The organism is Vibrio glycogenivorans, from assembly GCF_051660965.1.
Taxonomy (GTDB): domain Bacteria; phylum Pseudomonadota; class Gammaproteobacteria; order Enterobacterales; family Vibrionaceae; genus Vibrio.
The window spans coordinates 594,148-615,586 of the sequence record NZ_JBPVIS010000003.1 but is presented as its reverse complement, the minus strand read 5'-3'; the positions used below and the strand labels follow the sequence as shown (position 1 = coordinate 615,586).

Sequence of the window (21,439 nt, the reverse complement as noted above, 5' to 3'; positions counted from 1 at the left end):
TCGAACCTCGAACCTCGAACCTCGAACCTCGAACCTCGAACCTCGAACCTCGAACCTCGAACCTCGAACCTCGAACCTCGAACCTCGAACCTCGAACCTCGAACCTCGAACCTCGAACCCCGAACCTCGAACCCCGAACCTCGAATTCTCGCCTCTCGCCTCTCGCTAAAGTATGATGGGGTTATTGCCCCAGTTATCTTGAACTTAGCATGAAATTTATTCATACCTCTGATTGGCACCTTGGTCGCCAGTTTCATAATTTGTCGCTGCTTGATGATCAGAAAGCGGTGTTAGATGATTTTATTGCCTACCTGCGTGACAACCCCGTCGATGCGGTGATCGTGGCTGGTGATATCTATGATCGCTCGGTGCCGCCCACTGCGGCGATTGAACTCATGAATCAAACCGTCGATACCATCTGTCGTGAACTTGGAATCGCGATGATTGTTATTCCGGGTAACCATGATGGGGCGCAGCGCTTGGGTTTTGCAGCGCAGCAGATGAAATCGGCGGGGCTGCATATTATCAGTGATTTCGATTCGATGCTGACGCCGATTATTTTGCGTAGTGAGCAAGCCGGAGAGGTAGCGTTTTATGGCATGCCATTTAACGACCCAGAGCAGGTGCGCCATTACTATCAGCAGCCGGTGGCGAGTCATGATGAGGCGCATGCGCTGTTGTGTGACAACATCCTCACTGCGGCAGGAGAGCATAAGAACAAGGTGCTGATCAGTCACTGCTTTGTTGATGGTGCGATGGAGTCTGATTCTGAGCGTCCACTCTCCATTGGTGGGTCTGATAGGGTCAACAGCCAGCACTTTATTCCGTTCAATTACGTCGCCTTGGGGCACCTACATCAAGCACAAAAGCGCGCTGTTGAGTATATTCGCTACAGTGGTTCATTGATGAAATACAGCTTTTCTGAGCAGCACCATAACAAGGGTATGACGCTGGTCGAGTTTGACAGCAACGGCTTCAAAAGCGCCACGCCGATAGAGTTTCGTGCGCCGCACCAAATGCGCATTATTGAGGGGTATCTCGACGAGATCATCGCAGCGGGAGAAACCGATCCAGATGCACATGACTACTTGCTGGTTAGGCTGCTTGATCAACACGCGATCCTTGACCCGATGGATAAGTTGCGGACTGTCTATCCCAATGTATTGCACCTCGAGAAACCGGGTATGTTGATTGGTGTTGACCAAGATGTAGGGCGTGCACGTTTGGCGCGTGGCGAGCTGGATATGTTTAAGGATTTTTTTGCCGAGGTACAGAACCAGCCATTAAGTGACGAGCAAGATGCGGCGATTGCGACGGTCATTGAGACACTCACCAAGCAAAAGGACAGTTAAGCGATGAAGCCAATTAAACTACTATTTCAGGCTTTTGGCCCTTTTGCAGCGCGCCAAGAAGTTAATTTCGATGAACTTGGTCAAGCGCCGCTGTTTTTGATCAATGGCCCGACTGGCGCGGGTAAAAGTACCCTGCTCGATGCGATCTGTTTTGCCCTGTACGGTGAGACTACAGGCAGTGAGCGTACGGGCGATCAGATGCGTTGTGACCAAGCTCAGCCAAGCCAATTGACCCAAGTTGAGTTCACGTTTGCGTTAGGGGGTAAGCAATACCGTATTGAGCGCAGCCCGGAGCAACAAGTTCCGAAGCAGCGCGGTGAAGGTACAACTAAGAAAACCCACAGCGCGGCACTTTATCAAATCATTGATGGCGAAGAGCAGCTGTTGGTCAATCGACCTAACCCGGTTGCTAAACACGTTATCGAACTCATGGGACTGGATGTAAAACAGTTTCGCCAAGTTATGGTGATCCCGCAGGGGCGTTTTCGTGAGCTGTTGACAGCAAACTCTAAAGAGCGTGAACAGATATTTGGCCAACTTTTCTCGACGCATATTTACCGCGATATTGAGCGGATTTTGTTTGAGCAAGCGGCGGATATCCGCAAGCAAAAAGAGCAGTTTGATAATCAAATCAAAGGGGTGTTGGAGCTGGCTGAGGTGGAGTCAGAGCAAGACTTAACGGCGGCGATATCGGCTCAAGTGCCCTTAGTTGAGCAGGCGAGCTCAGCACTGAGCGCGGCGAAAAAGGCGCAAGAAGTGGCGCAAGCTGCCCTGCAACAAGGACAAGAAATCAGCGCCAAGTTTGCCAGTGAGGCCAAACTTAAGCTTGAGCATGAGCAGCTTGAGCAGCAAAGTGACTCGATGAACACGCGCCGCAGCCAGTTACACCAAGCTCGTCAGGCGATTGGCCTGGTGCCGGCTTTTCAGGCGCTGTCCCAAGCCCAAGTTGCGTATCGTAAAGCGGTGGAGGCTCATCAACAGGCTAATGTTCAGCTTACGCTGGCCAAAGCAGAGCATGAGCAGCAAGGTCAAGGGTTACAGGTTGCTAAGACGCAGGCGGAGTCGCTTACACAGCTTGAGCAGCGTCGTTTTCAACTTGAGGCGCGTGTTGACCAGCTCAGTCAGTTTGATCATCAGCAGCAGGCATTGCGCACTGCCGAACAAGGTGTGGCTGAACACGAACGAACACTGGCACAGCAGCTGGCTCAGTTGCAGCAGCAAGAGCAGCAGCTAAAGGCACTGACCGAACAACTGGATCAGGCCAAGCAATCAGCGTTGACCTTGCCACTGCTTGAGCAGCAAGCCCAAGCGATCAGTAAACAGCTCAACACACTTACTGAGGTCGCGACCACGCAGACGGCTCTAGAGCAGTGCCAAGCTAATCTGACCGCCGCCAATGCTGAGCTTGCACGTCGTCAACAAGCGTTTAATCAGCACAAGCAGTTTGCTGACCAGCAGGAGTATCAATGGCATAGCACCCAAGCTGCGCAATTGGCTCAGTTGTTAGAGAATGGGGTCGCTTGTCCGGTGTGTGGGAGTGATAGCCACCCCAAACCCGCATTAGCGGCAGGTAGCTTGGTGACGAAAGCACAGGTTGATGCCGCACGCGCTCAGCAGCAGCAGAGCTTAGTTTGGGTCGAGGAGCAGCAGCGAGCGTGTCAGGCCCAGCAGATCGCCTTGAGCAAGGTTGAGAAAGCACTCGAGGGCTGGCGGCGTCACCTAGACTCACAGCTGAGTCAGGAGGCTCAAACCTTACAGCAGCAAACACAAGAGCTCGACAAGCAAATTCAACACCACAAGCAGTGGAACGTTGAGCAAGCAACCAAAGCATTAAGCCTCTGCCAGCAGCAGATCACTCAGCAACAAGCGCGTTTACAAAGCCAGGAGCAGGCGTACAAGGTGGCCGTGCAAGACAAAACCATGCTCGAAGGGCAGATAGCCAGTCTGCGTCGTACGCTGGGGGATGAAAATCTCGACCTTGTGACGACAAAGCAAGCCCAGCAGAGCCTAGTCCATCAGATTAGTCAGCTAAAAATGAATCTAGAGCGGGCACAAACTGAGTTCAATCGCAGTGTGCAAGCTATGACGGCCGCCACCACCCTAGAGGCCAGCACGCTTGAACAGAGCAGGGAGTGTCAAAAGCAAGAGTTTGAGCGACAAGAGCAATGGCAACGAGCACTTAACCAGAGTGAATTTGATAGTGATCAGGCCTTCCAACAGGCGGTATTAAGCGAGGAGCAGGTTGGGCAAATCCAGGCAGAGCTGACAGCATTTGATCAGTCGCTGGCCAAAAATGCTGGCGCACTACAGCAGTTGAGCGTTGAGCTCAGTGAGCTGCAACAGCCCGATCTCCAGCGCTTGGCGACAGAGTTAGAGTCGCTGCGCCAAAGCTATCAGCAAGCGCTCACTGAGCATACTCAAGTGCAAGCCGTTGCAACGAACCTAAACAAAGTCAAGCTACGCTTGGCTGAGCTTTACCAGCAAAACGACAAGCTGGACAAAGCGTATCAGGTTTATGGCACGCTGAGCGATGTCGCCAATGGCAAGACCGGTTCAAAAGTGAGTTTGCATCGCTTTGTGCTGGGCGTTCTACTCGATGACGTGCTTATTCAGGCAACTCAGCGCTTGCGAGTGATGAGTAAAGGGCGCTATGAGTTACTGCGCAAAGAGCAGCGTGCCAAGGGCAACGTTGGCTCCGGCTTGGATCTGTTGGTCGAGGATGCCTATAGCGGCAAAACGCGTGATGTTGCGACCCTTTCTGGCGGTGAGTCGTTTATGGCGGCGCTGTCTCTCGCGCTTGGTTTGTCCGATGTGGTGCAGTCATACAGTGGCGGTATCCGCCTTGATACCCTGTTTATCGATGAGGGCTTTGGCAGCCTAGATCCTGAGTCGTTGGACTTGGCCATCCAAACCTTGATGGAGCTGCAACAAAGCGGTCGAACCATCGGGATTATTTCGCACGTTACAGAGCTGAAAGAGCAGATGAACCTGCGAATTGATGTGACTCCTTCGCGAGCAGGCAGCCAGTTGTCCGTGGTTCGCTAGCGCTAGGCCCGCTCGAAGCATCTCAGAGCGGGCTAACACTCTCTGCCGTTCATGCGCTCATTCACAAAGCGCGACAGCTTAAGCTCTGGCCAGTACATGGTGAAGTAGCGCAAGATCACCCAAACCACCATTACGGTTGCGATGGTGAGCTCGAGAAAGCCAAACTTATGCAGCCAGTGCCAATGGGGATGGAAGTGCTCAAAGAAATCGGTCAATCGATACATGGCTACCGCACTGATCACCGAAGGGAAGGTTACTGCCGCAATAGATGGCTGAAATCTCAATCTCATCAATCGGATATAGCAGATATAGATCAGCAAAGTCATGGTGACCGCGATGCCCGCCAGCGCCCCGGTCAGAATTGGGTCTGGGTCGTCAAAATTGACTAGGTAGGCGGCCAGTGTCAGGTTGATTGGCGCGGCCATGATCGCCAGCGTCGGACGAGCGCGTTTTGGGAGCATGCCCTCAAACACCAAGCGATACAGCACCAATGGCAACATAAAGAAGTAGATCGTTATACAGATCTCGACCAAGGTAACTGAGAAAACGTTATAGCCAAATTGGGTGCCGGCGAGCGAGCTGCTGATCATGCCCACCGGATACAAGAACCAACTCGGGACTATGTTCGACATCTTGAAATTGCGCAGTTGCAGCGAAAAAAACACCAACATATTGGTTAAATGCAAGGTGATTGCAAGCATCCACAGAGGATAGGCAATCCATGGCGAGATCAGCGCAAGGTAATCACACAAAATCAACAGCGCCATACTCATCGGTGCCATCAGGCTCCCGCTAAGCGGGTGACGAATGTCATTGAAGTAGAGACGCGGATGCAGTAGGTACTTGATCAGCACCGGGCCGAGCAAGAAAGCACCAAACGCGGCCAAAAATGGCTGGGCAGGACCACCAACGCTAGGTAAATACAGCGCCCACGCTTGCCCTAGCCCAATCACGCCAAGGGCGAGGGAGGCTTGTGAGGTGGGAACGTTCTGAAATTGGGTGAGTCTTCTCCAGTTCAAGGGGCTATCTCTAACGATGATTTACGGGCTAATTCAATGGGATATGTACTTTAAACGGCAACATGGCTTTAGTGCTTAACCAAGTTACGCAAATTTAGTGGGGCATATTCTAGCAAACAATGCATTTTGAGTGCAGTTGTGAAAGGGAAATGATAAGACAAGAAAAACCCAAACTAAGTTTGCATTTTAGGTAAGTTGAGCCATATTTAAAAGGTAAGGCATGACAGTTCAACTCGCAGGGAGGACAAAACGGCCTTACCTACAATTTGGATGGATTCATACTTCATTTCTGCATCCTCGTATATCACTGTTTCTATTCTTATTTGGAACGGTCCGCAAGCTCACGTAATGAGTCACGAGGGATAAGGCGCACCTAGATCGTGCGCCTTTTGTCTTTCTGTAGCTAGCCCAATCAGGCTTTTCATTCTTGCTCAAGCTAAAATCTCACCACCTCGATGACTTCACAGCTTTGAGGTAATTGCCTTTTGTCTCGATTAACCAGCCTATCTTGAAATAAAGGTTAATCGATCTGTGACTCAGCAGCTGAAGGGGCAATCCCTTACACTCTTCCTATATCCAAGTAATATTAATGCAGGCTCTCAGGTCGACATTTTTGTGGTCACATGGAGTGAGTTTAGGTTGCCGATAGTTATTGGTTGCCAATAGAGGGAAGAGAAGGGAGCAGTAAGATGAAGGATGTCCAGTTTTTATACACCAGTGAACAGATCAAGCGCGGCGAGCAAAAAATCGCGGAGCATTATCATTTCCCTCTTTATGACTTGATGCTCAAGGCAGGCCAAGCCGTGTTTGAATATGGCCAAGCGAATTTTCCGAACGCCGAGCACTGGCTGGTGGTTTGTGGTAAGGGCAACAATGGCGGAGATGGCTATGTGGTTGCCGATTTAGCCCGCTCTGCCGGTTTTGCCGTTACCTTGCTCGAGCTGGAGTCATGCACTGACAATCAAGGTGATGCGGCCAAGGCTCGCAAACATTATATCTCGCGTTGGGGCGCACCCCAGTTAGCGACGGATGAACTTGGGTTAGACGTTCAAGCCGATGTGGTGATCGATGCACTGCTGGGCACAGGGCTAAGTGGTGAAGTGAGGTCGGATTATGCTGCAATTATTCATCAAATTAATGCCATGACAGCCCCCGTGGTGGCGGTGGACTTACCCTCAGGGCTAAACGCTGATACCGGCCAGGCGATGGGCACGGCAGTCAGGGCCAGCGCAACGGTGAGCTTTATTGGTGTTAAACGCGGCTTGGTCACTGGGGAAGCGCGCCATCATTGCGGTAAATTGCACTTTGCGCCACTTGATATCGCCACTCACACGCTACACCAGTTCGAGCCTAGTAACATTGAGGTGATCAGCGATAAGTACCTCTCGAGTTTTACCATAAAACGACGAGCGACTGCGCATAAAGGCAGTCATGGCCGTCTGCTTGTCGTGGGTGGGGCAGCGGGCATGCTTGGCGCGGTGCGGCTTGCGAGTGGGGCTGCACTGCGAGTAGGGGCTGGATTGGTCAGAGCCTGTGTTGATGAGCAATCTCTGCCAGCCTTGCAAGCGGGACAACCTGAGTTAATGGCTAGTCGTTGGGGGCAGTGTGCACAACAGCAATTAGCCTGGGCCGACGCGCTTGTCTTAGGACCCGGCTTGGGTCAGGGCGTCAAGGCAGACAGCGTGTGCAAAAGCGTGTTCGAGCATCAGTTTATGGCTAACTGTGCAGGCATGGTGGTCGATGCCGATGGGCTCAATTATTTAGCTAACCACCCTCGCACCCATCACCATTGGGTTTTGACTCCTCACCCCGGCGAGGCCGCAAGGCTGTTGAATTGCTCGATTCAAGAGGTTGAGCGTGACCGATATGCGGCAGTGGCAGCGTTATGGCAGCGCTATCGAGGCATCATAGTGCTCAAAGGAGCGGGGACTTTAATCTTTGATGGTCACACGACTTGGGTATGTACGCAAGGCAATCCAGGCATGGCAACCGGTGGGATGGGTGATGTATTAGCAGGGCTAATTGGGGCATTTATTGCTCAAGGATACAGCTTGATTGAGGCCACTCTGCTTGGAGTCTATATTCACAGCTCGAGTGCCGATGTGTGTGCTGAGCAATCTGGTGAAATTGGCTTATTGGCATCAGATTTGATCCCGGAGCTGCGTAAGATGATCAATCATCTCGCGGATTTACACTAGGAATTAAACTAATTTGTGAGGTCAAACGGTTTAGAAAAAGTGAAATAGGCCTCTTATGGGCAACCAATTTATCGCGAAAAGGGTTTTAAATGTCGTTTGAGTAGACAAAATAAGCGGTTAATGATGGCGGGTGACTCGGTATAGTTATAGAGGTGTTATGTTAAGTGATTGATAACATAGAACAAAATTCACTTGGGTGGCCGTAGATATGCAACTTTCTGTGATGGTATCACAAAAAAAATGCAATTATCAGACTTGCCGGAAATAAATCACAGCCTATAATGCTGAAAACCGGAGCGTCTGCCAACGCTCCGGTTTTTTTGTGTCCGAAGAAAAGTAAGCTCGTCTGCCAACGATTTTACTACGCACTCTGAGTGACACATCGATAGATGAATCAAGGAAATACACAATGCGTATCGAACAAGAACTTAAGCTCGGTTTTAAAGACGTCCTATTCCGCCCAAAGCGTTCAACGCTCAAAAGCCGCTCTCAAGTAAATTTAACCCGCGAGTTTACCTTCAAGCATAGCGGTCGTCAATGGTCAGGTGTGCCCGTGATCGCAGCAAACATGGACTCGGTGGGCAGCTTTGAAATGGCAACCGCACTGGCCGAGCACGACGTAATGACTGCGATGCACAAACACTACACGGTTGAGCAGTGGGCTGAGTTTGTCAAAGGCGCCAGCAAAGAGACCCTGAACAAGGTGTTTGTCTCGACAGGGACTTCAGATCGTGATTTTGAAAAAACTAAAGACATCATGGCGCTAAGCGATGATCTCGAGTTTATCTGTATCGATATCGCCAATGGTTACTCAGAGCATTTGGTTGAGTACGTAGAAAAAGTGCGTGCACACTTCCCAACTAAGACCATCTCAGCAGGTAATGTGGTGACCGGTGATATGTGTGAAGAGCTGATTCTAGCGGGTGCGGATATCGTTAAAGTTGGCATCGGCCCTGGCTCGGTATGTACTACGCGCGTTAAAACAGGCGTTGGCTACCCACAGCTTTCAGCAATCATCGAGTGTGCGGACGCCGCTCACGGCCTCGGTGGCATGATTATCGGCGATGGCGGCTGTGCTTGCGCGGGTGATGTAGCGAAAGCCTTCGGTGGCGGCGCTGACTTCGTTATGCTTGGCGGTATGCTAGCAGGTCACGAGGAGTCTGGCGGTGAAGTCATCGAGAAAGATGGCAAGCAGCTGATGAAATTCTACGGCATGTCATCTCAGTCGGCGATGGATAAGCACTCTGGTGGCGTAGCGCAGTACCGCGCGGCAGAGGGTAAAACCGTTCTCCTCCCATTCCGTGGCTCAGTACACAACACGATTTCTGATATTCTCGGTGGCGTGCGTTCTACCTGTACTTATGTAGGTGCTGCGAAACTCAAAGAGTTGACCAAGCGCACGACTTTTATCCGCGTACAAGAGCAAGAGAACAACGTCTTTGGCAAAGAATAACCTTTAGCCAGTTATTCCCAAGTAACGAAACATCAAGAGCCGCTTTAGCGGCTCTTTTTTTGCCTAAAATTCACCATACCCAAGTGATTGCAAGATATTAACCCTCTTCGGGTGAGCTTGCTTGGCTTGTGCTGCCTGTACCTTGAAGTCACTTAGGGATGAGTAGCAACAGATAAATAGGTTTTGCTTTTTTCCTGTCAGTACTTGTGTAAAAAGGTTTCGGTATAAGATTAGGACGATTGATTGATGTCGCTAATCAGCGGGTAAGCTCCTAGTCAGTCCCACCGGATCACGCAACGAGGTCGAAGATTATCTATTTCGATAGAACTATTAATATTCAAACATGAAATGTTCATAGTTAAAATAACAGGCAATTATGTGATTTTGACTATAAAATACAACGACTTGATTTTTTAAGCTGTGATATGATGAAGGCCGAAAAATAGATACACTTTTGTTTAACTTAGAGTATTTAGCTGGTCTAAATACGGAGCGCTGGTTATTTAAATGGAATTAGCCATCTTTTGGGAAAGGTTACTCTCTTTTCCGGTCATGTTCTTTTCCGTCCCATTCTGCATTCTTTTTCTCGTCATGTTGATAGACATGATTTTTGATTTTTTAGGGAGTGCTATTGGCGAGTTAGACTTCTTAGATTTTGATCCAAATACTGGAGGGAGCTTTTTGCTGCCGAAGGTATTAACAAAAGTGCCATTAGCCGTCGCTCTCACAGTGACTTTCTTTATTGGTACGATAATCAGTTTCTACGCTAGTCATTTTTTAATCGATTTACCAACGGTATTTCAGTATTCGCTTGGTAGCTTACTGATACTCGTCACTCTTTATCTGTCGCTTCTACTGGCTGATATCGCTTTGCGCCCATTGGCTCCGCTATTTTGCAACAAGAACTCTTTTGCCCAAGTAGAGTTTGTTGGCTTAAGCGCCAGAGTAATGAGTGCAAATTTAGATAAAGATCGTGGAGAAATAGTCGTTTTACATCAAGGCAACGAGTTTTTATTGGACGCGTATTGCCAAAGTGAAAATCCTCTCGCCTACGGCGATGAGGTTGTTATTTTGTCTTTAGATACCACATCCCAACGTTATGAAGTGGTGAAGGTATAATTTTTTCAGAGGATTAATAGGTGAATAATCTATATGCTTACGCATCTCCTGCAGTCATTTTTATTGCTGCTGGCGTTGCTCTATTTCTACTGGTGCTGATTTTCATTACATCACGCTACAAAAAAGTGCGCCGCGAAGGTGAAGCACTTATCGTCAACGGTGTTAACGAAACTCGTGCATCACTAACAGGTACTTTTGTTTGGCCTGTGGTTAACCGCAGTGAGTACATGGACATTACGCGCAAAAAGATTTCTGTCATCCGTAGTGGTAGCAAAGACCGAGAGGGTGAGGAATATGAAGGACTGCACTGTAGTGACAACATTCGTGCTGACTTGAAGGTCGACTTCTACATTGGTGTTAATCATCAAGAGCAAGACATTGTTCGCGTAGCCAAGCTATTTACCGCAGATGGCGCCTCAGATATCAGAGGTCTAGAAGAGCACTTTTTACCAAAATTCTCTGAAGCTCTAAAATCTGCGGTTAAGCAATTTGAGTTCGAGCAGCTGTTGACTAATCGCCGTGATTTCCGTGATGCAGTGGTTCAAGTTATCGGTAGCGAAATGGACGGATTTAAGATCTACGATGTTGTAATCGACAAGATAGATCAAACGTCATTAGAGGCTCACAACCCAGATAATATCTTGGATGTAGAGGGTATTCGCAAGATCTCAAAAATCACGTCAGTGAAAAACACTGAAACCAATGCGATTCGTCAAGATGAGCAAACGGTAACGAAAAAGAAAAATGTTGAAGCCGAAGCTAACCGCTTGCAATTGGAAAAACAAGCCAAAGAAGCAGAAGCACGCACTCGTCGTGAAGTTGAAATCATCGAAGCGCAAGAACTCGCGCTTGCTGAAGAAAAGCGTCAAGAATATCAGCGTCAAGAGCAACTAGCGAAGCTGGAAACAGAAGAAGAAGTGGCGAAGAAGCGTGAAAGCGTTGAGATGGAAGTGGAGCTCACTCGCACTGCTAACCAACGTCAAATTGCGATTCAACAAGAAGAGTTAGCGCGTGCTGTTGAAACTGAAAAAGTTCGCACTGCTGCCGAAGTCGCTCAACGCGAGATGGAAAAAGAGACCTCAGTTGAAGAAGCAATGAAATCCGTTGCGGAAACTCGCTCACAGCGTGTTGAAATCGAGCGTAAGATTGCTCGTGAAGAGGAAGAGACTGAAAACCTACGTGTTCACGAAAAAGTCTCTCGTGAAAAACGCGTAATCATCGTTGAAGCTGAGGCAATGGCTGAAGCGAAGCAACTTGAAATGATTGTGACCGCTAAAGCAGAGAAAGAAGCGGCGAAGGAAGAAGCTGAGCGTACGCTGATCGCCAAAGATGCCGAGCTAACAGCGAAGACTCGCGAAGCAGAAAACATGTTAGCTATCAGTGGCCGTGAAGCTGAAGCTAACCGTCTACTGGTGGTTAAAGAAGCCGAAGCACAGCAAGAAGCTAAAGTTAAACTGGCTGAAGCTGAGTTTGAAGCGAGCAAAGCAGAAGCTGAAGCGTCCTTTATTCAACAAGAGCGCGAGGCCGCTGCGAAAGAGCGCATGGCGCAAGCTGAACGCGAATTTATCAGCGCGACAGGTCTGGCTGAAGTTAGCGTAGAGCGCGAGCGTGCAATCGCCATTCGTGAAAAGGGTGAAGCGGAAGCACATACCCTACAGACAGCGGGTGAAGCCGAAGCGCAAGCACTACGTGCTAAAGGCCTGGCAGAAGCTGAATCACAATCTGCTCGCTTTGAAGCTGCACAGCAGTACGACGAGAAGACTCGCGAGCACGACAAGTGGGTTATGGAGCTACAACAAGCGAAAGAGCTTGAGTTGGCTCGCTACGAGATGCAGCGTGATATTTCTTCTGCAAGTGCACAAGCTCTGGCTGACTCGCTATCGAAAGCAGATATCAAACTGTTTGGTGGTGAAGGTATGGAACAACTTCGTCGCACTGTTATGGATGCTGCCAATCTTGACACCAAGTTCAACGAGTCTGAAGTACTAGGTCCACTAGTTAACGAATATCAAGAAGGTTCACGTAGCCTGCCGCAAGACATCAAAGACATTCTAGAAAACACTGATATTAAGTCTTCTGATCTCACTAATGTCGCTTTGGCAAACCTGCTTAACTCTAAGGGTGATGCAGTCACAGACTTCCTCAAGAAGCTCACTAAAGCCGACTAATCCTTCACAGGAATCACTGCCCTTCCAAAATACCCGCTTCGTTATCGAAGCGGGCTTACAGGTATAAGTATGTCAGAAAATAACACACAAGAAGCCAACAATGTGGGTGGCGCTTATGACGTGCTTAAAGCTCGGCTCCTTCAACAAGGAGCTGATCTCAAAGCAATCACCACTGAGTTAAACTCCGCGCGACAAGGTGTCTTTGGTGAGCAGAGTTTAGAGCTTATTGGTAAAGCCAATGTGCAAACTCAAGCCAAATGTATCCCGGTTGATATGGCTCAAGTTAATCAGCAACTGCTGTTTGGTTATCAAGTCACCGTCGGTCTCAAAGCCGTGCCATCGCTAAGTGATGTGTTTGGGCTTTATCAACTTCATCATAATGATGGACTATTTCGCATTGAGCCGTTGCCGCTAGAAGACAGCTTCCTTAGCGACGAGAAATTCAACCACGAACTTAAAGAGCTATTTACCTACTATAACGACGCTAAATTGACCCAAATTGCGCGTCAGGAGAATACGCTTTATATTGCTTTCCAAATTGGCATGCGCTCAGAAGACCGAAAAGTATTTCGTTTTCAGATCACGGCCGACAGCGTGACTTACCTTGATGCAAACGGTCACAACTCTTTGCACTCAGCGGTGCAGAATGATATTACCTGGATCGAAACCACACGCTCAGATCACGTGTTAGGCAGTTGCCCACATGTCTCCATTCAAGATCAAATCTTTGTAGAGTGTGTCGATGGTGATCTGACTATTAAAGTTGAAGATAACACCGAAGAAGGTAAAGGGATCTACTCTGAGCCTGTTGAGGACCTCCACCAAAGCGTGGCAGATGCGAAAATCTCATATGCTTTCATGGGCACTTTAATTGCTCTCAAAGTGCTGCCAAACCGTGAAAAAAATTACCGCTATTATCTTTATAACCCGCTTAATCAGCAGGTTAATCGAGTTGACGCATTAGAGGTATCGGCAAAATCTCTGCCAGAAGAACATGGTGTTTTGTACTCTCACGGCTACGTTCTGGTTAATGGTGAGAGCAAGCAGTTCGATATGCCGTGGGAGTCACTGAGCTTTTTCCAGCAGATCAACTCACCAAATGGGGAAGACATTCTGTATGTGTTCTTCAATGCGATTGATGGCTACTATGTTGTTTACACCTATAACCTGATTGAAAAACGCTTTGCCGCGCCGTTAGAGACTCACGGTATGAGCCTCTACCCTAACGGGCAAATGCTGGTCTTTCAGCTTGAAGATAACGCGACTGCGTCAACCATTCACCCATTGAGAATCTGGGATACGCCATTTTTTACCACGGAGTATTACTCTCAGCTCAGCGGACAGGGCGATCGCACCGATCCTCTGTTTAACCTTGGCAACGCCGAATTGGTTCGTGCACTGTCTTCGGTTCTGTCTATTTGTCACCTCGCGCAAACGGATGAGGTGACCCAAGCTGCGTATGAAACCTTGGTATCTCAAGCGCAATCGACGTTAGATCACTATCACTGGCTCTCGCATGACTATGCGCTCGGGGTTGGCAGTGCTATTGAGGCCTTGCTCGGCACCGCAGACAGCATTATTGATGAATTTGCTAAAGTGATGCAGTTGCAGCAGCATGCCAAAGAAGCGCTCGATAGTGAAGTCGAAGCGGTCAATACTCTGGTCGGTAAAGTCAAGCTTGCTTCCCGTCAAGACGCGAAATTGTTGCTAACACTGCTCAACGACTTACGTCACCAAACTGGCCGGACAATGGTGCTCAAGCAGCAGCATTACATGTGCGTAGAATCCGTTGATGAGTTGCTTAGCCAACTCGACAGTCAACGTAACGACCTGAATAAAAACCTTCTGACTCTGTTACAAAAAGAACAGGCTTATGAGCCATTCAAAACAGAGATCTCGACGATTGAAACTGAGCTTGCTGCAACCGACCGCACGGCCGAAATTCATAAGCTGCAGGAGCGGGTGGAACAACTGCGCGCAGAGATGGCGTTGGTTTCTGAAGAAGTCACTTCGATAGAGACGCAAGACCCGACACAGTCTACTCGGATCCTCGATCTGACTACCGAAGTCACGACAATGCTGAATACAGTGTCAGCGAAGTTGCGACTCAAGCACGACAGCCAACAAAAGAAAGAAGTCACTTCTGAGTTTAGCGCACAATTTAAGCTTTTAACTCAATCAGTTAGCAGCGCAATGGAGCAAGCCAATACACCAGATGAGTGTGATGCTCAACTAGCAAAACTGATTGGACAACTCGAAAAGCTCGAGTCGCGCTTTGCCGACTTTGACGATTTCCTTGCTGAAATCTACGCAAAACGTGAAGAAATCCAGTCAACGTTAGATAACCACAAGCAGCAGTTGCTGGCGAATCAGCAGCGTCGTGTGCAAAACCTCTATCAAGCGGCAACGGTAACCCTCAATAGCGTGCAAAAGCGCGTATCACGTTTTGAAGACTCGGCAGAACTGAACAGTTACTTCTCGACTGATGCTATGGTGCTTAAACTGCATCAGTTAGCTGAAGACATCCGCAACAGTGGTGACAGTGTCAAAGCTGACAGCCTTGCGGCACGCCTAAAAGCACTACAAGATGAGTCGTTGCGCGCTCTACGTGATAATCAGGATATCTTTGAGCAGGGTGGTAAGGTCCTGCGCTTAGGTAAACACAGATTTAGCGTCAATCAACAACCTCTCGACCTATCTCTGGTAGAGCAACAAGACAGCCTCAATCTGCATATTTCTGGCACTGATTTCTATCAGAGCATCGATGATCCGGTATTTCTTGAACTGCAAGAGAGTGCAAAACTCGATGTGGCGTCGGAATCTCCTGACATTTATCGTGGTGAGTACTTAGCAAGTTTGTTGTTTGATCCGCAAAATACCGAGGACAACGTTACTCTCGATACCCTAATTCAAGAGAACAAAGACGGGCAACTGCTTAATCGAGTCCAACAAGTTGCGGGCCCACGTTTCCGCGAAGGGTATGTCAAAGGGATACATGATAGTGATGCTGTAAGAATCCTTGATGCCTTGCTACCGAAATATCAACAAGCGGGTCTGCTTCGCTATAATCAGTCTGCTCGCGCCTGTGCCATGCTGTGGTTGCTATCGCTTGATAAGGCTTCTCGTAGCGAGTGGCAGGGTAAAGCCACTAACGCACTGCTGCTTCGCCAGCACCTTAAGTCCACAACGGCGTTTGATAACTTAAGTGAGAGCCTGAGTGAGACCATTACACTGCTGCCGAATACCAACGCAGCAGAAACGTGCGACTACCTGATCCATCTTCTAGCGCAAGCTGATATGCCTCTTTTGGTCAGTCAAGATGGCGTTCGTACCAGTGAAGACTACCTTCAGTTCCGTCGTAGCCTTGGTTGGCAACCCGATAACACTCAGCCTCTTATGGGCATTTTTAATGATCATATTCAATGGTTAGAGGCCTACACAGCGCAAAACCAAGAGGGCACTGAGTTTATCGTCGAAGCTGCTGCGATTGCCGTATGGCGCGAGCACAGCGAACAGTCTCTGAGTTCAGTCGACTTTTCACTCACTTGCACGGTTGATGGGCTATTGGGCGAGCATTCACGTATCGTTGACGGTGAATTACACTTGGTGCTGGATGACTTTTTAAGTCGTGCCAATCACCATCGCACTATCGTGCAACCTCGCTTTGAAGCATACCAACAAACACGCGGTACGCTATTGGATGAAGCGCGTAATCAGTTCCGTCTTAGTGAGTTTCAAGCTCGCCCACTAACCTCATTCGTGCGAAATAAATTGATCAGCGAAAGCTATTTGCCTCTGATTGGTGACAACTTTGCCAAGCAGATGGGCGCAATGGGTGACAGCAAGCGAACGGACTTGATGGGTATGCTTCTGCTTATCTCTCCTCCGGGTTACGGTAAAACCACCCTAATCGAATACATAGCCCGTAAACTTGGCCTAGTGTTTATGAAAATCAACGGTCCGTCTATTGGCCATGAGGTGACTTCTCTTGACCCAGCAGATGCCCCAGACCAAAACGCGGCGCGAGAAGTTGAGAAAATCAACCTTGCTTTCGAAATGGGTAACAACGTACTGCTTTACCTAGATGATATTCAGCACACGAGCCCAGAGTTCTTGCAGCGATTTATCTCACTGTGTGACGGAACCCGACGCGTAGAGGGCACATGGAATGGCAAACCAAAAACTTACGACATGCGTGGTAAGAAGTTTGCCGTGGTTATGGCGGGCAACCCTTATACCGAATCGGGCGAAGTGTTCCGTATTCCGGATATGCTGGCGAACCGTGCCGATATCTACAACTTAGGTGACATGCTCTCTGATCAGAAGCAAGCCTTTGAACTGAGCTTCATTGAAAACTCGTTGACCTCGAACCCTGTTCTTGCACCACTGGCAACACGGGATCTTGAAGATCTCTACCGCTTTGTCTCAATGGCGCAGGGTGAAAGTATTGCTTTAAGTGAGATGTCTCATGCTTACTCGGCGACCGAGGCCAATGAAATTGTTGCGACACTGCAAAAGCTAATGATGGTTCAGCAAACAGTGCTTAGCGTCAATCAGCAGTACATTGCTTCGGCAGCGACTGCTGATGCCTATCGAGTCGAGCCTCCTTTCAAGTTGCAAGGTTCGTATCGAAACATGAATAAGCTATCTGAGAAGATATCGTCGGTGATGACAGACAGTGAGTTGCAGCAGTTAGTCAAAGACCACTATCAAGGTGAGGCTCAAACCCTGACCGCTGGTACCGAAGAGAACTTACTCAAGCTTGCAGAGCTGCGTGGTGATATGTCCGCTAGCGAGCTCGAGCGTTGGGAGACGATAAAGACGGGTTACCAACGTAAACAAGTGCTCGGTGATGAGACCGACAGAGCTGGACAAGTCGTGCAGCAGTTAGTCGCTCTGAACCAGCATATTGCCAGCTTAGGACAAGACGCATAAAAAATAAGAAGTGAGAACGTTTTGTTTTCACTTCTTTTTTTAAACGCGTTATTTTGAATCTACTTGATCAAATTGCCATTTTAACAGGAGGAAGTATCAATGACTGAACTGGTAAAACATGATACTAACAAAACACAAATCTCTGCCGAAGTATTGGCCATTGCCGATAAATTTGATCCTATGGACAGCATTTCAACCATCACCTTTGGCTCTGATGCACTAGAAGGGTTAACCGAATTCACCGATTCTGTTCTTGAACAGATAAAACTTAAAGACACAGGCGCCGCCGGAGACATATTGCAAAGCATGGTCAATGATATGTCTAGCACAGACTTTGATAGAGTTGCGAATCCCAGCTTTTTATCTCGTCTCCCCCTCATTGGTGAGTTATTTGATTCATTTAAACAATTTGCCGAGGGTTTTGAGAGTGTGTGTGCACATCTTGAGAAACTAGCAAAACAACTCGAAAATCAAACCGTGAAACTGGCTCATGATGTACGCCGTCTTGATGGCTTATACGATGAAAACCTTCTGCTACTAAAAGCACTGGACAACTACATCGCTGCAGGCGAATTTAAGCTCAACCAAATGCAGCAAACCCTAGTTGTCGAGCTTACTGACAAGGCTCAAGCGAGTGGCGATCCACTTGATGCACAAGCCCTTCGTGACGTCCAACAAGCACTGGCTAGACTGGAAAAGCGGGTTCATAACCTACAATTGACGCGATTATCAACCATCCAAACGGCACCGCAAATTCGCCTTTCTCAAGAGGGCAATAAAATGTTGATGGAGGATATTCAAGACATTATCCACAATACGCTGCCACTGTGGAAACGCCAATTTATGATTGCCATTTCTAACCACGAGAAAGAAGCCGCGCTTAAGGTCACTAAAGCAGTTAAAGACTATACCAACCAGCAGTATGTCAAAAATGCGGAGCAACTTAAGGACCTGGAAGAGAAGATTGCCGAAAACTTCCAGCGAGGTGTGCTTGATTTAGATGCTTTGGAAACCGTGAATCAACTGACCATAACCACCTTAGAAAACACCCTTTCAAGGGTAAAGGAAGGCCGAGAGCAGCGTGAAAAAGCTCAAGCTGTTATCGAAAAAGCTGAGCAAGAGCTCAAGGACGCATTGAGCAAAACCTTATAACTTTTGCCAAGCAAGATAAGTGGTGGCTAGAGGTCACTTGGATTCCGGATCATTAACATAAAAAACACCCTCAATCGTAACTGCTTGAGGGTGTTTTTACTTAACTACGGGCTCATCGAGCAGAGCGACTATTTAGTTAACTGCTAGTGTTCAGAAATTGCGTAATCTCAATGGTGAAGCGAAAATATTGTGTTCTATATCAATAGATCAGCGTTCGGCTGAGTATGGGTCCTCAGCTAAAACGTATGCTCTTAAGTCCGCCTTTTGTGGATGGTCATTTAGCCATGACCTAATCTCTTTAATCTTGGTGTACGTTTCTTCCCCAAACTTATTTTGGTAAATATCGGCAAAGTTCTGCTTAGCGCCCGTTTCTCTAATCTGGTCTTGCCAATGTTGAGTCACGAGTAAATTTAGAGAACCCGCTAGTCCTTCAGCCTTTAGAAGCTCCCACTCCCCGCGATCTAGCCAGATACCACCGACTGCAGCACTGTAATCAACGCGATGATCATTGGATGCAGAGACGCGGAATTTGCGCATAATGACGCCGGATGCAGGACACATTAAGGCTTTTTTGGTGTCAGAAGCATCTTCCCCAAATGAAATATCTTCGGCAAAATGATAATCACCGTTGCGCTCTTTCCACGCAACAAAGTCTTCGATGAGAATCCAGTTCCCCCCACAACTATTGCAGGTGTGAGCTCTGAATTGACCTTCGATGAAACTAGGAATCAATAGGCCATTTTTACAACTAGTACAGTTCATAATTCTCTCTTGTATTTGAAACTTCATTTAAGGCTGCATAGCGCCTTAAGTCATTGGCAATTTGTCATTGATTTACTTATTTTGCCTCATAGTGCTCAACGACCATTATGAGAGATTATTAAGTATCAATTCAAATAACATCTTAAGTTAAAGTTGCTGTTTAAAGGTGGGTCAGTTGTTGGCTTTATGGAATTAATGATAATTACATTGCTAACAAAGGAAATTATTGGAACTGGTCTGGCTATTATGCAAATTTAAAATGGTGGGTATTTTAGTTTGGGTGGTGGTCAAATTTTAGTCGGTTAAATTGCGCTATTCTGGGTTCTTTTTGAGCAATAGGTCAGCAAGTACATGAACACTAACCACCGAATAAGTCTAGGTATAGCCCTTATTGGCTGCCTAGCCTACCACCCAACTGGCGCGGCTATGCCGGATACGATTAGCCAGTGTTTGGATAACCTCTCACTTCAGACAGACACACAAAACTGGAACGGCCTGAGAACCGGTATCACTCGCTGTAATAATGAGATTCAAAAGGCACTGGATAATGATCAGCTGAATGAGCAGGATTTCACTCAAGCTCATCACTCATTAAGCCAAGCGCTGACGATAAATAACCAACATGGTCGCGTGCTCCCACCGATTTTGCTATTCAATGACCCGGTTAAGATAGATAAGGCCAATCGTAACTATCTCAATACCTTGCGCAGGCACCTTAATACGTTAAATAAAAACGTGGCGAGTGGTGCCAAGGAAGCGAATATCAACAAGGCCGCGCAAGCGGTGGACAAAGAGTTGCTTAAAATGGAGCAAAGGGCGTCGGGCTTTGACTTAACTCTCTATCGGCAAGCGAAACTGCGTTTATTGGAAAGTGGTCAGGCTGGTGCGATTGCCTCTCAGCAGCAAGAGATCGATCAGTGTATAGACGACCTTAGTAAGCAGTCGCCGGTTCAAGGTTATAATCGCGCCTTCAATGTCGAGAGTAAAAAGTGTCTTCGATTGGTTCAACAATCGATAGATAATAACGCTGAACTTGATCATCAGAGCAATATTACGGCGCTGCAGCAGACAGTTGCGGACTTCAACCAACAAGTGGCGATTCCCGTTTCTACCCCTGAGATCTTTGTTGATAATGTCAAACTTGGTAGCGAGCAGCTCAAGCTAGTTCAACAACTGCGCACTCAGCTTCGCTCATTGCAAGAAGCGGTGCCCTACCCAGCGACAGGGAGCTACTATGAAAATCCTAATACCCGTAACTGGGAGCGCTACGCCAACAATGCCAAAAGCTCGATGGATGAGATAGCCGGAGCAATACCGGCGCTCGATTTGGCTGCCTATCAAGCCAGTCATGACATGTCCACTAAACAAATTCAAAGCGTAATTGATCTTAGCGAAGTCGTTAAAGAGCTAGAAAGAATTCAAGCGGGTATTGCTCAGGTTATTTATCAGTTTAAGTACACTCCATCATTTGTCAGGCGTTGGGAGCAGGCTGGGTCTTGGCTTGATCATCAGGATCGTTTGCATGCCATTGCAACCCAGTATGAGCAAGATGAGATGATCATGGCAATGGTCATTGAGATCTCAAATTTGTATGAGCAAGCCGAAGGGCAGCTTGAGCAAGCCATCACTCAGTCATTTCCGTTGTTTGAGGAAGCCGCTACGTCTTATGAAGACCCAAATGGACGCTACTTCTCTCTCAGGCCGACTAACGATATCAATGATGCGCTAGAGCGTTTGGTACTTGAGATTGATACCTGGCAGCCATATCTTCCTGAATCCAAGATGATTCCGGCTTACCAACAAAAGCTTGGGGATATACAGGCCGTTGCGAGTCAGGCAATCAGTGATGGTGAGCAGCAGCAAAGATTGAGGATCGAGCAGGAGACGGCTCAGGCCACTCTGCCCAAGGTCATTGCACAGCAAAACAACCAATGGCAAGCTTCGATACAAGCCTCCATCGAACGTCAGATAGAGAATGGGCGGATCAATGTCTATCAGAGCGTGCTTTGGGCGCCGCACCAGTCGAATAATCTATGGGAGCAGACTAATCACTCGTTGACAGGCCAACCCCTATATCAGAGTACCATGTATAAAGCGGTGTTGGTGGACGTTAACCAAGAATGTCACGTGGTCAATGTTGAAGCTCGGCGAGCTCATGAGGGTGGGGGGAACTACGCCTTGCCTTATATGGAAACACTGTATCGAAGCTACCCTATAGACTGTGCGAAGTTTTAGG

General features: G+C 48.0%; 11 protein-coding genes. 9 read left to right on the top strand and 2 right to left on the bottom strand.

What is annotated here, in order from left to right; all coding sequences use genetic code 11:
* The first annotated feature begins 209 nt into the window (after positions 1 to 209).
* Entirely contained in the window at positions 210 to 1,352 is a 1,143-nt protein-coding gene (locus ACSTTG_RS10725; protein ID WP_438474784.1) for an exonuclease SbcCD subunit D, read from the top strand.
* Positions 1,353 to 1,355: 3 nt separating this feature from the next.
* Positions 1,356 to 4,397 (top strand): SbcC/MukB-like Walker B domain-containing protein, encoded by a 3,042-nt coding sequence (locus tag ACSTTG_RS10720; protein ID WP_438474783.1) that lies wholly within the window; start codon positions 1,356 to 1,358, stop codon positions 4,395 to 4,397.
* A 32-nt stretch (positions 4,398 to 4,429) separates the two neighbouring features.
* Here the strand turns inward: ACSTTG_RS10720 and ACSTTG_RS10715 are convergent, their stop codons facing one another.
* Positions 4,430 to 5,416 (bottom strand): TDT family transporter, encoded by a 987-nt coding sequence (locus tag ACSTTG_RS10715; protein WP_438458397.1) that lies wholly within the window; start codon positions 5,414 to 5,416, stop codon positions 4,430 to 4,432.
* A 689-nt stretch (positions 5,417 to 6,105) separates the two neighbouring features.
* On the opposite strand from ACSTTG_RS10715, the gene ACSTTG_RS10710 reads away from it, so the two are divergent.
* The 6 genes from ACSTTG_RS10710 (at position 6,106) to ACSTTG_RS10685 (ending at position 18,441) form a co-directional block, all read left to right on the top strand.
* Entirely contained in the window at positions 6,106 to 7,614 is a 1,509-nt protein-coding gene (locus ACSTTG_RS10710; protein ID WP_438474782.1) for an NAD(P)H-hydrate dehydratase, read from the top strand.
* A gap of 409 nt (positions 7,615 to 8,023) precedes the next feature.
* Positions 8,024 to 9,067 (top strand): GMP reductase, encoded by a 1,044-nt coding sequence (locus tag ACSTTG_RS10705; protein ID WP_438474781.1) that lies wholly within the window; start codon positions 8,024 to 8,026, stop codon positions 9,065 to 9,067.
* A 507-nt stretch (positions 9,068 to 9,574) separates the two neighbouring features.
* Complete coding sequence (locus tag ACSTTG_RS10700; protein ID WP_438458400.1) at positions 9,575 to 10,186, top strand: DUF1449 domain-containing protein; 612 nt, start codon at positions 9,575 to 9,577, stop codon at positions 10,184 to 10,186.
* A 20-nt stretch (positions 10,187 to 10,206) separates the two neighbouring features.
* Positions 10,207 to 12,354 (top strand): peptidase, encoded by a 2,148-nt coding sequence (locus tag ACSTTG_RS10695; protein ID WP_438458401.1) that lies wholly within the window; start codon positions 10,207 to 10,209, stop codon positions 12,352 to 12,354.
* A gap of 69 nt (positions 12,355 to 12,423) precedes the next feature.
* Positions 12,424 to 17,289 carry a DNA repair ATPase gene (locus tag ACSTTG_RS10690; RefSeq protein WP_438474780.1) on the top strand — a complete coding sequence of 1,622 codons (4,866 nt, stop codon included), beginning with the start codon at positions 12,424 to 12,426 and terminating at the stop codon, positions 17,287 to 17,289.
* A 99-nt stretch (positions 17,290 to 17,388) separates the two neighbouring features.
* Entirely contained in the window at positions 17,389 to 18,441 is a 1,053-nt protein-coding gene (locus ACSTTG_RS10685; RefSeq protein ID WP_438474779.1) for a toxic anion resistance protein, read from the top strand.
* A gap of 207 nt (positions 18,442 to 18,648) precedes the next feature.
* Here the strand turns inward: ACSTTG_RS10685 and ACSTTG_RS10680 are convergent, their stop codons facing one another.
* Positions 18,649 to 19,230, bottom strand: a complete 582-nt coding sequence (locus tag ACSTTG_RS10680) for a zf-TFIIB domain-containing protein (RefSeq protein ID WP_438474778.1) — start codon at positions 19,228 to 19,230, stop codon at positions 18,649 to 18,651.
* 324 nt (positions 19,231 to 19,554) lie between these two features.
* Here ACSTTG_RS10680 and ACSTTG_RS10675 point away from each other — a divergent pair, with 324 nt between their 5' ends.
* A complete protein-coding gene (locus ACSTTG_RS10675) occupies positions 19,555 to 21,438 on the top strand; it encodes a hypothetical protein (RefSeq protein WP_438474776.1) in 1,884 nt (627 codons plus the stop codon).
* Position 21,439: the final 1 nt, after the last annotated feature.

Excerpts from the sequence above, each read along its gene's own strand:
- ACSTTG_RS10705 (WP_438474781.1), top strand. The coding sequence starts at position 8,024 with ATGCGTATCGAACAAGAACTTAAGCTCGGTTTTAAAGACGTCCTATTC.
- ACSTTG_RS10710 (WP_438474782.1), top strand. The coding sequence starts at position 6,106 with ATGAAGGATGTCCAGTTTTTATACACCAGTGAACAGATCAAGCGCGGC.
- ACSTTG_RS10690 (WP_438474780.1), top strand. The coding sequence starts at position 12,424 with ATGTCAGAAAATAACACACAAGAAGCCAACAATGTGGGTGGCGCTTAT.
- ACSTTG_RS10720 (WP_438474783.1), top strand. The coding sequence starts at position 1,356 with ATGAAGCCAATTAAACTACTATTTCAGGCTTTTGGCCCTTTTGCAGCG.
- ACSTTG_RS10725 (WP_438474784.1), top strand. The coding sequence starts at position 210 with ATGAAATTTATTCATACCTCTGATTGGCACCTTGGTCGCCAGTTTCAT.
- ACSTTG_RS10685 (WP_438474779.1), top strand. The coding sequence starts at position 17,389 with ATGACTGAACTGGTAAAACATGATACTAACAAAACACAAATCTCTGCC.
- ACSTTG_RS10675 (WP_438474776.1), top strand. The coding sequence starts at position 19,555 with ATGAACACTAACCACCGAATAAGTCTAGGTATAGCCCTTATTGGCTGC.
- ACSTTG_RS10680 (WP_438474778.1), bottom strand. The coding sequence starts at position 19,230 with ATGAAGTTTCAAATACAAGAGAGAATTATGAACTGTACTAGTTGTAAA.
- ACSTTG_RS10700 (WP_438458400.1), top strand. The coding sequence starts at position 9,575 with ATGGAATTAGCCATCTTTTGGGAAAGGTTACTCTCTTTTCCGGTCATG.